This is a genomic window from Providencia sp. PROV076 (genome assembly GCF_028483405.1).
GTDB classification, from domain to species: domain Bacteria; phylum Pseudomonadota; class Gammaproteobacteria; order Enterobacterales; family Enterobacteriaceae; genus Providencia; species Providencia huaxiensis.
Map to the genome: position 1 here is coordinate 1 of NZ_JAMPRR010000047.1, position 11,131 is coordinate 11,131.

Below are 11,131 nucleotides of genomic sequence, written 5' to 3' on the forward strand. Positions count from 1 at the left end.
AATTGAACTTCCTGCCCAAGAAAACCAGGATCAGTTAGAGCAAGTTGTCGAGGAGTACCTTGAATTACTGAATGCGGAAAACGATGAATCTCTTGCAGCAGCAAGAATGTATAACACGTTTGCGTGGAGTTCATTCGCCTCAGTGATCGTCATCATCATCGCTGTTATCGCATTTGCTCACTATTGGATGAAACGTAAAGTCATTAACCCGCTAAAAAGTATGGGAGATCACTTTGCACTAGTGGCGGATGGCAAACTAAATCAAAAAATTGAAGTCACAACCGGTGATGAAATTGGTGAAGTGTTTGGTAAGTTAAAAGACATGCAGGAGTCTTTGGTGACTTCAGTGACAGCATTGCGCTCGAATACTGATCAAATGTATACAGGGATCCGTGAGATTGCTTTAGGAAATAATAACTTATCATCACGTACTGAACAGCAAGCGGCATCACTAGAAGAAACTGCGGCGAGTATGGAAGAGTTGACAGCAACTGTTAAGCAGAATGCGGATAACGCACGCCAAGCGAGTGAACTGGCGGTGAGTGCATCAAAAACCGCAACGAAAGGTGGAGAGATCACTGAAGATGTGATTGACACCATGACCTCGATTTCCAATAGCTCACAAAAAATTAGCGCCATTATTAGTGTGATTGATGGCATCGCTTTCCAAACCAATATCTTAGCATTGAATGCCGCCGTTGAAGCCGCTCGAGCAGGTGAACAAGGGCGTGGTTTTTCTGTGGTTGCCGGTGAGGTCAGGGCATTGGCTCAGCGCAGCGCGGAAGCAGCAAAAGAAATTAAAACATTGATTGATGAGTCTGTTGGCAGAGTGAGCCAAGGCTCTCAACTGGTTAATGAGGCGGGTGCAACCATGAGTGAATTGGTTGCAGCTGTTAACCAAGTTACTGAATTAATGGGTAATATTGCGTCTGCTTCCAATGAGCAAAGCCGTGGTATTGAGCAAGTCGCCACAGCAGTAAGCCAAATGGATTTAGTGACACAACAGAATGCGGCATTAGTTGAACAATCGACCAGTGCGACAGCGGCACTAGAAGACCAAGCAAACAACTTAGTCGATACCGTTGCATTCTTTGAATTACCCGAAAGCCATTTAAATCGTAATCGGCGTTAAGTATTGTGAAAATTCGTTTCTGAATTTTCGGTGGATAACCGTAACAGGTTATTTTTCCTTAGGTTATCCATCCTAAAAGGCAGCCAAATAACTGGCTGCCTCTGGGTTTTTATTGAATAGGACGACAAGTACGATGCTTTTTGTACCACAGGTAGAACCACTGACTGATGATGAGTTTGGTCGGGTTTGTCGATTTATTCATAAAAAATCAGGCATTGTCCTCACCATGAATAAAAAAAATATGGTCTATAACCGGCTATTAAAGCGGTTACGTGATTGTAATATCGACAATTTTTCAGATTATTTACGAATGTTAGAGCGTGAGCCTCACCATGCAGAATGGCAAGCTTTTGTGAATGCTTTGACGACAAATTTAACGGCATTTTTTCGTGAGCCACATCATTTTGTGACGTTAGCAGACTTTGTTCGCACTCGTAAAAATAGCGCCATTAATATTTGGTGTGCCGCATCTTCAACAGGAGAAGAGCCGTATTCGATAGCAATGACACTGAGCGATGTTCTTGGGCCAAACGCCATCAATGCCAAAGTGATTGCCAGTGACATTGACACGGAAGTGCTAGAAAAAGCGAAACAAGGTGTGTATCGCATAGAAGAGCTGAAGTCTTTAACAGCATTACAGAGACAACGTTATTTTATGAAAGGCGTTGGCGAGTTTGATGGCTATGCGAGAGTCAAGCCTGCATTACGCCAAATGATTGAATTTCGTTATTTAAATTTGAGTGATCATGATTGGCAAATGCAGCACCGATTTGATGCGATTTTTTGTCGTAATGTCATGATTTATTTTGATAAAGAAATGCAAATCAAAATGTTAGAGCGCTTTGCCACATTGCTTAAGCCAGATGGCTTGCTATTTATTGGGCATTCCGAAAATTTATCACAGCTATCGCAAAGTTTCGTTATTAAAGGGCAAACCGTCTACAGCTTACAAGCTGCGAGGAGGGGGTAATGAAAAAAATTAAAGTGCTATGTGTGGATGACTCAGCACTGATGCGCCAATTAATGCGTGAAATAATTAATAGTCATGAAGACATGGTTGTGGTCGATACTGCACCAGACCCTTATGTCGCACGTGACTTAATTAAACAGCATGAACCGGACGTGATCACGTTAGATGTGGAAATGCCACGAATGGATGGTATTGATTTCTTAGAAAAATTAATGCGTTTGCATCCAATGCCTGTGGTAATGGTTTCAACATTAACGTCGAAAGGTTCAGAGGTGACGTTAAAAGCGTTGGAATTAGGTGCCGTGGATTTTGTCACAAAACCCCAAATTGGTATTCGTGAAACGATGATGAGTTATCGCGATATTATTGGTGAAAAAATCCGTGCGGCAGCAATGTCTAAAATTACGCAACGGAGCCGCTTTGCTCGTCCAGAAAAAAAGATCAGTGAACCAGCGTCTCAAGCCAAAGCGCTCTCTCCTTATGTTTGCAATAGCCGTGTGATTGCGGTTGGCGCATCGACTGGAGGCACGGAGGCGATACGTCAATTTCTGGAAATGTTACCTCATGAATGTCCTCCGGTAGTGATTACTCAGCATATGCCTGCGGGTTTTACACGCTCTTTTGCTGATCGCTTAAATAAACTCTGTGTTTTGACCGTAAAAGAAGCCGAACACAACGAGTTATTACAAAAAGGCCATGCCTATATTGCACCGGGCGATTCGCATATGTTGATTGCTGATAAAGGCAAGGGATTTCAAGTCATTTTACAACAAAGCGAACCTGTTAACCGCCACCGTCCTTCTGTTGATGTGCTGTTCGATTCGGTTGCTCAATGTGTTGGGCGAAAATGTATTGGGATCTTATTGACAGGAATGGGGATGGATGGTGCAAAAGGGCTATTAAATTTACGTAAGCAGGGAGCAATTACTTACGCACAAAACGAAAGTAGTTGTGTTGTGTTTGGTATGCCTCGTGCGGCGATTGAAATGGGGGCTGCGGATGAAGTGCAAGATATCCTCAAGATTGCCCCAAGTGTTTTAGCAAGACTTTCTTCTGTCACGGTTTAAACCGAGGCAGGAACTCACAATTGTATTTTGAAGGAGTGGTTATGGCCGCTAAAGATCTTAGTTTTTTGGTTGTCGATGATTTTTCTACAATGCGACGTATCGTCCGTAACTTATTAAAAGAGCTCGGATTTAACAAAATAGAAGAAGCGGAAGACGGTGTTGATGCATTAGAGAAAATCCGTACAGGTAGCATTGATTTTGTCGTGGCTGACTGGAATATGCCAAACATGGATGGCCTTGAGTTGCTTAAAACCATTCGTGGTGATGATGCTTTGAAACATATCCCTGTATTAATGGTGACAGCCGAAGCGAAAAAAGAAAATATTATTGCTGCAGCGCAAGCGGGTGCGAGTGGTTATGTCGTTAAGCCGTTCACTGCCGCTATCTTAGAAGAAAAACTGAATAAAGTATTTGAAAAAATGGGTCTGCAATAACAGTGCGCGCCAAAGGAGATTTTCATGACTGAACAAGTGGGTATGGAAGGTATTCGCAATGGTAATGATGATTTAAAACAAGTCATTACGCGCATTGGTACGCTAATGAGAACCCTGCGTGAGAGTATGCGCGAATTGGGCCTAGAAAAAAGCGTTCAACAGGCGGTGGCCAGTATTCCAGATGGTAAAGACAGGCTGCGTTATATCGCACAAATGACAGCGCAAGCGGCAGAGAAAACCTTAAATGGCATTGATGTCATCAAACCACTGCAAGTGGACATGAATAAGAATGCGCAGAAGCTGCAGCAACAATGGCAAGAAACCGCTGGAGATACGGTTCCTGCGCAATTGCGTGAGTCAACAGAAGCCTTTTTAGGACAAGTGATCCAAGACAGCGAAACGACTAAAGCAGAGCTGTTGGAGATCATGATGGCGCAAGATTTCCAAGATTTAACAGGGCAAGTCATCAAAAAAATGATGGAAGTAGTTGAAGAAGCAGAGAAACAACTGCTCGCACTGTTAATGGAAAACACGCCACCTGAAATGCGTGCGAAAACGCAAAATGAAGGTCTGCTTAATGGCCCGCAGATCAATAAAGAAGGCGTTAATGTGATGGCATCACAGTCTCAGGTTGATGATTTACTCGATGAACTAGGCTTCTAATTGCCAACATGGTTTTTAATTAAACTACTCTAATTACATAGGGTTAGGGTAGTTTTCTTGTACTTGAGCGACAAGGAGGAAATTGCAATGATAAATAACGATTTAATTTCGACTTTGGTAATGAAAGAACAAGCTGAAACAGTTCAAGAAAATGAAGAGGATAGCGACGAATGTTATTCTGAGTTACAGGTGAGGCAAGCGTTAATCAATCAACTAAAAAAAGCGCGTTTAGCCAATAACTTAACCCAGATGCAAATTGCGGAGAAAATGCAAACACAAAAGCAAAACGTGTCGCGCTTGGAAAAAGCGCAGTTCGACCCGAAATTAGGCACATTACTAAAGTACGCAGAAGCGGTGGGAATGCGGATTACATTAGATTTCTCATCTAAATAATAATAGGTATGCCAATTAGTATTGATGTGGGTAATTTAATTGCTAATCATGTTGATAAACCGTGATAATTTGGCTGCCAAGAACTTGCTCAAATTGGTCAACAAAATCATCGCGTATATCCCAATTATGAAAACTGAAACCTAGATTGCCGAATGCCCATTGTGGATCAAACCGCCACTTTGATAGAGGGGCATGAAAATCGCAACAGAAGCAAGCGAGATATTCTGCTTTTCCTTCATACCAGTCGGATATCGCATCACCCCATGCGTGACTCTGTTCGCTTTGTTCATTTGCACACTGTGGGCAGTAAATACCGAGACCATTTCCCCCTGCATGGAACACAGTGCGTTCGGTAACGATAGATAAATAGTTTTTCAAAGTACATTCAGGTAACTGAGTCGGCACGATTTCATCATTAATTACGTACAAAATGGGTTCTTTGTGAGCGGGGGTAGGACGATAAATCACTTCACCATACTCGATACCTTGAAAATCAGGGTCGATAATACCTTGCTGTTTTAGCCAATTAAGCATACGTGAGGCTTCTTTTGGGGCATCTTCTAAAGTGATATCTGGGGCAACAAGGTGGCAAGTATCCATAATAACCTTTTGTCGTTAAAAGCTATTAATAAGCAGGTCAACTGCGTGTTTAATCGTGTCTCGTTGGTGAGTCAAATCAACGATTTCTTTTCCTAGTAATGAAAGAGGAACACAAGCCATTTGATGAGTCATTAAAATAAAAACCTGCCCGTTGATAGATAATTGTGGATTTAAGCGTACAGGTAATGGTTTTTTAACAAGCCTACTATCGAATAACGGGATGACTAAGCGAGTATTCAATATATCAATAACATTACTTTGAATATCCAGTAAGTACGGGTATTTAACCGTATCTTCTCGATTTTGATAGAGGCAATATTGCATTAAAAATCCTTGTATTTATCTGAGAGTAATCCATGTTCTTCATTGATCCTATTTAACTCGTTAAAACCTTCTCTATTTTCATTTTTCCATTTCTGCGCTTCTAGGCGTTTTAATTCAGCCTGCAAGGCACACGTTAGTATTGCAGATAGGTTAAGTTTTGCCTGCCTAGCTTGTTCGTAGAGTTCAGGCGCCACCGTGACACTGACGGTCTTTTTCATTCTTTGAGCCGTGGTATTCATGGGATTTCCTTAATTACACGTGTTCATACACATGTAATTTAGCATGCTTATTGCTCATATAGGGATTTTATTCTTTATTAATACGAAATATAGGATTATCTTCAGTGGGCGCTCATGTTTGCGAAGCCCTTCGCAAAATTGCCGCCTTATTGCTCAATAGGCAAATAACCCCCTTGAACTGCGTCTATTTTCCACCATTGATTTTTTTACACTCTGTCATGCTATAGCGATAACTCGTATTTTCATTAAATTTTGGAACCGCGGTGTCCGACGAGAGTGATGTAGAAAAAACAGAAGAACCCACACCCCATAAAAAGCAAAAAGCCAAAGATGATGGGCAAATCGTTCGTTCAAAAGAACTTAGCTCGCTAATGATGATGTTAGCAGGCGTGAGCTTGCTATGGCTAAGTGGTGGGCATCTGGCGACACAACTACGGCAAATTGCTCGGCAGGGTTTTATATTTGATAGCCATTACTTGCAAAATACAGGTTTGATGCTCAGTTACTTAGGGCGCGTTGTGAGTGAGGCGTTATTTGCTTTATTACCCGTCATTGGCGGGTTAGCGTTAGTGGGTATTTCTGCGTCATCGTTAGTGGGGGGACTCGTTTTCAATAGCAAGTTGATTAAATTTGATTTGAAAAAGTTAAATCCAATCAAAGGGCTAAAACGTATTTTTTCTATGAATGCGTTATCGGAGTTATTTAAAGCGATTTTGAAATCGTTATTTGTGGGGTTAGGGGCATTTATTTTTCTTTGGCAAAGTTGGCCCTCATTACTGCATTTAGTCATGGAATCACCCGTTACGGCGCTAAGTAATGCATTGCAGAAAGTCATTTTTGCAGGGTATTTAATTGTGTTTTTGCTTATTCCTATGGTGGCTTTTGATGTTTTTTATCAGTTTCGCTCTCATTTGAAAAAATTGCGCATGAGTCGCCAAGAAATCAAAGATGAATTCAAGCAGCAAGAGGGTGACCCTCAAATTAAAGCTAAAATCCGCCAACAGCAGCGTGCGATTGCGCGTAACCGAATGATGGCGGATGTCCCAAGTGCGGATGTTATTGTCACTAACCCGACACACTATGCGGTTGCCCTAAAATATGATGACAAAAAAATGGGGGCACCAAAAGTATTAGCGAAAGGGGCAGGTGTATTGGCTCAGCGCATCAAAGAAATTGGTGAAGAGCACCGAATATTACAGTTAGAAGCACCGCCGCTTGCTCGTGCGCTATATCGCCACGCGGAGATAGGGCAAAGCATTCCTGTTGCATTATATGCAGCGGTTGCAGAAGTTTTAGCATGGGTTTACCAACTGCGTCGTTGGCGCCGTGAAGGTGGGCTCAGACCAAAAAAACCGAAAAATTTACCAGTGCCACCGACGCTGGACTTTGCTGGAGATAACAATCGCGATGGCTAATTTGGCTTCATTATTAAAATTGCCGAAAAATTTACAGGGAACACAGTGGCAAATACTGGCCGGGCCGGTTCTTATCTTATTGATTTTGTCGATGATGGTATTGCCATTACCGGCATTTTTATTGGATTTACTGTTTACCTTTAATATTGCGCTTTCCATTATGGTGTTATTAGTGGCGATGTTTACCAAGCGTACGTTGGATTTTGCCGCTTTTCCAACCATATTACTGTTTGCAACTTTACTGCGACTCTCTTTGAATATCGCTTCTACCCGGATTATCCTAATGGAAGGCCATACAGGCCCAGATGCTGCCGGGCGAGTCGTCGAAGCATTCGGCCATTTTTTGGTGGGGGGGAATTTTGCAATTGGTATTGTGGTGTTTATTATCCTCGTATTGATTAACTTTATGGTTATCACAAAAGGAGCCGGACGTATTGCTGAAGTGGGTGCACGTTTTGTTCTTGATGGAATGCCAGGTAAGCAAATGGCGATTGATGCGGACCTCAACGCGGGTATCATCAGTGATGATGAAGCCAAAAAGCGTCGTACAGAGGTTACGCAAGAAGCTGATTTTTATGGCTCAATGGACGGTGCGAGTAAGTTTGTCCGTGGGGATGCTATTGCGGGGATCATGATTATGGTGATCAACGTAGTGGGTGGGCTGATTGTTGGTGTTGCTCAACATAATATGTCTTTGGGGAATGCGACGAGTACATATACCTTGCTGACTATCGGTGATGGGCTTGTGGCGCAAATACCTGCTTTGATTATATCAACAGCTGCAGGGGTTATTGTCACTCGTGTCGCAACCGATGAAGATGTGGGTGAACAGATGGTCACCCAGCTATTCAATAACCCTCGCGTGATGTGGTTGAGTGCAGGAGTTCTCGGTTTAATCGGTTTGATCCCGGGCATGCCTAACTTTGTCTTTTTACTGTTTACCGCAGCATTGGCTGCCCTTGGTTGGTATTTAGTGCGTAAATCGCAGCAACCGGAAAATGCCATGGGAGATAATAGCCAATCGCAGCATTTCCAAGAAGCCAATAAAGTGGTTGAAGCCACGTGGGATGACGTGCAATTAGAAGATTTATTGGCGATGGAAGTGGGTTATCGGTTGATCCCATTAGTCGATAATGAACAGCAAGGCGAGTTATTAGGGCGATTGCGTGGTTTACGTAAGAAATTTGCTCAAGAAGTGGGGTACTTACCACCTGTGGTGCATATCTGCGATAACTTAGCGCTTTCCCCATGTGAATACCGAATTCTGATTAAGGGGGCGGAAGTTGGACGTGGTGAAGCACAGCCAGGGCGCAGTCTGGCTATTGACCCAGGCAATGCCGCGGGGACGCTACAGGGGGATATCACTAAAGAGCCTGCGTTTGGTTTACCCGCAATCTGGATTGATGATGATTTACGTGAACAAGCACAAATTCAAGGGTATACGGTGGTATCAGCGAGTACTGCGGTAGCAACTCACTTTAATCAAATTTTACTGCAAAACTCCAGCACCTTATTTGGCCGCCAAGAAGCACAGATGCTGTATGACCGTGTGAAAAAAGAGATGCCAAAACTGGCTGATGACTTGATCCCAGATACGATTTCATTAACGATTTTGCACCGTGTACTGCAAAATTTATTAATGGAAGATGTGGTGATCCGCGATATGCGCACCATCATTGAAACCTTGGCTGAAATGGCAGGGGAAAACGGGGAAAATAAAGATACCGATTATTTAACATCTCAAGTGCGCATTGCATTAGGCCGAGCAATCACACAGCAGTGGTTTGGTCATGCAGAAGAAATTCAAGTAATTGGTTTAGAGGCTAGCCTTGAGCAGATCTTACTGCAAGCCGCGAAGAACGGCGGTGGGTTAGAGCCGAATTTGGCACAGTTTATTCAGACTCAAGCGGAGCAAGCCGTGGCACACCAAGAGGCGATGGGGGCACCAACGGTATTATTAGTCAACCATGGTTTGCGTTTGATTTTATCGCGTTTCTTGCGTCGCAGCCTGCCGCAGCTGGTGGTTATGTCGAATTTAGAAATGACGGACCACCGTAAGATAAGAATGACGTCGATGATTAGTGGTAGTTAATTTTATCGGTATTATTTGACATTTAGGTGCAGTACTAAAAAGAGGCAAATCGCCAATATGATGTGGTGATTTGCCTCTTTTTTATTCCATGGGTTTGCTTAATTAGGATATACTTTTTTCTTAATCATGGTAATTTTTACTATAGTAAAAATTATGGTGGCTATGGATGGCAATTTACAAGACGAAAATGTTCAGAAATAGTGTAAAAAAGATACACTTAAGTGACTTTGAATTGATCAATGCTGCAATGGATATATTTGCAGGGCAGTATGAAGCGGACTTAGGCGGCGGGGTGATAAAAAAACGTTTACCTCTGCAAGGTAAAGGAAAAAGCGGTGGTATTAGGACCGTTATTTTTTTCAAGCAAGGTCGTCATTTATTTTTCGCAGATGCTTGGTTGAAGTCTCACTTAAGGTCGAAAAATACCAAGGAAATAGAGGATGACCTCCTTGAATCTTATAAGGATATTGCGAAAGTTCTACTACAGGTGGATGATGCCAAAATAAATATGATGTTAAAAGCAAGTCTGTTGATGGAGGTTAATTATGACTAATAAACTCAATGAGTTGCTACAGTTTGCTCAAGAAATGGAAGCAATTGGTGCTGCTGATGATACTGCGGCTCGCCGTATCGAAGCGCGGATAAAAGCACAAGAGCTCAAGAAAAAATTCACTAATCCTAAGCCTATGACAGGAGCGGATATTAAACGTATTCGTGAGCAAAATAATATTTCTCAGTCTTCTCTCGCTTTGATATTAAATATGACTAAGGAAAGTGTTTCCAAATGGGAAAGGGGGGAGATTAAACCAAATGGTGCAGCATTAAGGCTACTCACATTGATTGATGAAAAGGTGTTTATTATCTAGTAAATAAAAGGGCGGTTTTTAAGTTTACAAAGGCAATATCCACCTTAAATCGAAATTTTCTTACCTAATGCAGGGCTTTTTGACTCTAAACCATCCGCACCATAAGTGGATTGGTTATTATGTTTTTTCACAAAATTGAGGCGTTGAGCGTTGAGCTCAATATGCAATTGTAGCATTTGGTGATTACGGTAATTCAGCTCTTTTAGCTCAGTTGTTAAGCTTTTAATGGCTTCCCATACACCTGCTAGTGCATCATTGCCTTCATAAGGTGCACTGATCTCAGATTGTGCTTCTAACGCTAGGCGGTTTGTTTCACCATGGCCGATCGCAGCAACTAAAAACCGTTTTTGTTCAGTGGTTTCCTGAAAAGGCGAAGGCGGCACACGGTGATAACCTAGTAATAGCTCTTCATTTTTCATCACTATTTGTAATGATTGCAAATGGGCGAGTTGTTGCTCAAGTAATATCAGTAATTCGTCAGTCATAGTGGTTATTTATTTCATTGATAACATGCATTCATGAGCATCACGCAAAATGCCATCAGCAATTTTTTCAGCATCCATAGTTAGGGTGCCATCTTTGATTGCTTGTTTAATTTGTTCAACTTTAGCACTATTAATATCACTTGCTTGTGGTTGTAATAATTTTTTTTGTAGCTCACTAGGAGCAAAAGAACTTTCTTTAACGACTTCATTAGTGGACACTTTTTTGTCCCGCATCGGGGCTGTCGCATCTTGTGGGTCGCGGTTTGTCACCTGAGTCAACGCAGAAATTGCAGATGTTTGCTCAATAGCCATAATGTGTTTTCCTATTTCCGATTTTTTTCATATGTGAGTTATCGGCTTATATTGATGAATCTTTAGTGTGTATAGTGTTACAAAATATTGCACCATTCACCAGCTATACTCGTCATATTTCAAGTTGCAGCGTTGTTAA

General features: G+C 42.1%; 15 protein-coding genes. 10 read left to right on the plus strand and 5 right to left on the minus strand.

From position 1 onward, the window contains the following. From PSF67_RS21415 to PSF67_RS21440, 6 genes are all read left to right on the plus strand, one after another. The coding region (locus PSF67_RS21415) for a methyl-accepting chemotaxis protein (RefSeq protein ID WP_272677596.1) at positions 1-1,132 on the plus strand (1,132 nt) is incomplete at its 5' end. A gap of 133 nt (positions 1,133-1,265) precedes the next feature. After that, the gene (locus tag PSF67_RS21420) at positions 1,266-2,102 is read left to right on the plus strand and encodes a CheR family methyltransferase (RefSeq protein WP_102139584.1); all 837 of its coding nucleotides are present in this window, start codon (positions 1,266-1,268) and stop codon (positions 2,100-2,102) included. Beyond that, positions 2,102-3,169 carry a protein-glutamate methylesterase/protein-glutamine glutaminase gene (locus PSF67_RS21425; protein ID WP_102139585.1) on the plus strand — a complete coding sequence of 356 codons (1,068 nt, stop codon included), beginning with the start codon at positions 2,102-2,104 and terminating at the stop codon, positions 3,167-3,169. The genes PSF67_RS21420 and PSF67_RS21425 overlap by 1 nt, the downstream gene beginning before the upstream one ends. A gap of 41 nt (positions 3,170-3,210) precedes the next feature. After that, the gene (cheY, locus tag PSF67_RS21430) at positions 3,211-3,603 is read left to right on the plus strand and encodes a chemotaxis response regulator CheY (protein WP_004255705.1); all 393 of its coding nucleotides are present in this window, start codon (positions 3,211-3,213) and stop codon (positions 3,601-3,603) included. Between the two features lie 24 nt (positions 3,604-3,627). Then, a complete protein-coding gene (locus PSF67_RS21435) occupies positions 3,628-4,266 on the plus strand; it encodes a protein phosphatase CheZ (protein WP_272677597.1) in 639 nt (212 codons plus the stop codon). A gap of 87 nt (positions 4,267-4,353) precedes the next feature. Then, positions 4,354-4,659 carry a helix-turn-helix transcriptional regulator gene (locus PSF67_RS21440; protein ID WP_102139587.1) on the plus strand — a complete coding sequence of 102 codons (306 nt, stop codon included), beginning with the start codon at positions 4,354-4,356 and terminating at the stop codon, positions 4,657-4,659. Positions 4,660-4,701: 42 nt separating this feature from the next. Here PSF67_RS21440 and PSF67_RS21445 read toward each other — a convergent pair whose 3' ends face one another. From PSF67_RS21445 to PSF67_RS21455, 3 genes are read right to left on the minus strand one after another with little or no spacing between them, the layout of a single operon-like run. Next, positions 4,702-5,259 carry a hypothetical protein gene (locus PSF67_RS21445; RefSeq protein WP_231068191.1) on the minus strand — a complete coding sequence of 186 codons (558 nt, stop codon included), beginning with the start codon at positions 5,257-5,259 and terminating at the stop codon, positions 4,702-4,704. Between the two features lie 15 nt (positions 5,260-5,274). Then, positions 5,275-5,583 (minus strand): CcdB family protein, encoded by a 309-nt coding sequence (locus tag PSF67_RS21450; RefSeq protein ID WP_231068192.1) that lies wholly within the window; start codon positions 5,581-5,583, stop codon positions 5,275-5,277. Continuing rightward, complete coding sequence (locus PSF67_RS21455; RefSeq protein ID WP_102139589.1) at positions 5,583-5,822, minus strand: type II toxin-antitoxin system CcdA family antitoxin; 240 nt, start codon at positions 5,820-5,822, stop codon at positions 5,583-5,585. The genes PSF67_RS21450 and PSF67_RS21455 overlap by 1 nt, the downstream gene beginning before the upstream one ends. Positions 5,823-6,085: 263 nt before the next feature. Between PSF67_RS21455 and flhB the strand changes: the two genes are divergently transcribed. The 4 genes from flhB (at position 6,086) to PSF67_RS21475 (ending at position 10,195) form a co-directional block, all read left to right on the plus strand. Then, on the plus strand, positions 6,086-7,237 hold the full coding sequence (gene flhB, locus PSF67_RS21460) for a flagellar biosynthesis protein FlhB (RefSeq protein WP_102139590.1): 1,152 nt from the start codon (positions 6,086-6,088) through the stop codon (positions 7,235-7,237). Then, a complete protein-coding gene (gene flhA / locus PSF67_RS21465; RefSeq protein ID WP_206276964.1) occupies positions 7,230-9,329 on the plus strand; it encodes a flagellar biosynthesis protein FlhA in 2,100 nt (699 codons plus the stop codon). The genes flhB and flhA overlap by 8 nt, the downstream gene beginning before the upstream one ends. Before the next feature lie 166 nt (positions 9,330-9,495). Beyond that, a complete protein-coding gene (locus PSF67_RS21470; RefSeq protein WP_231068193.1) occupies positions 9,496-9,882 on the plus strand; it encodes a type II toxin-antitoxin system RelE/ParE family toxin in 387 nt (128 codons plus the stop codon). Then, positions 9,875-10,195: a helix-turn-helix domain-containing protein gene (locus PSF67_RS21475; RefSeq protein WP_210848454.1), complete on the plus strand. Its 321-nt coding sequence runs from the start codon at positions 9,875-9,877 to the stop codon at positions 10,193-10,195. Before PSF67_RS21470 ends, PSF67_RS21475 begins: the two co-directional genes overlap by 8 nt. A gap of 44 nt (positions 10,196-10,239) precedes the next feature. On the opposite strand, the gene PSF67_RS21480 is transcribed toward PSF67_RS21475, so the two are convergent. Continuing rightward, positions 10,240-10,680 carry a flagella synthesis protein FlgN gene (locus tag PSF67_RS21480; RefSeq protein ID WP_102139593.1) on the minus strand — a complete coding sequence of 147 codons (441 nt, stop codon included), beginning with the start codon at positions 10,678-10,680 and terminating at the stop codon, positions 10,240-10,242. 9 nt (positions 10,681-10,689) lie between these two features. Then, complete coding sequence (gene flgM / locus PSF67_RS21485) at positions 10,690-10,992, minus strand: flagellar biosynthesis anti-sigma factor FlgM (RefSeq protein WP_272530081.1); 303 nt, start codon at positions 10,990-10,992, stop codon at positions 10,690-10,692. Between the last annotated feature and the right edge of the window lie 139 nt (positions 10,993-11,131).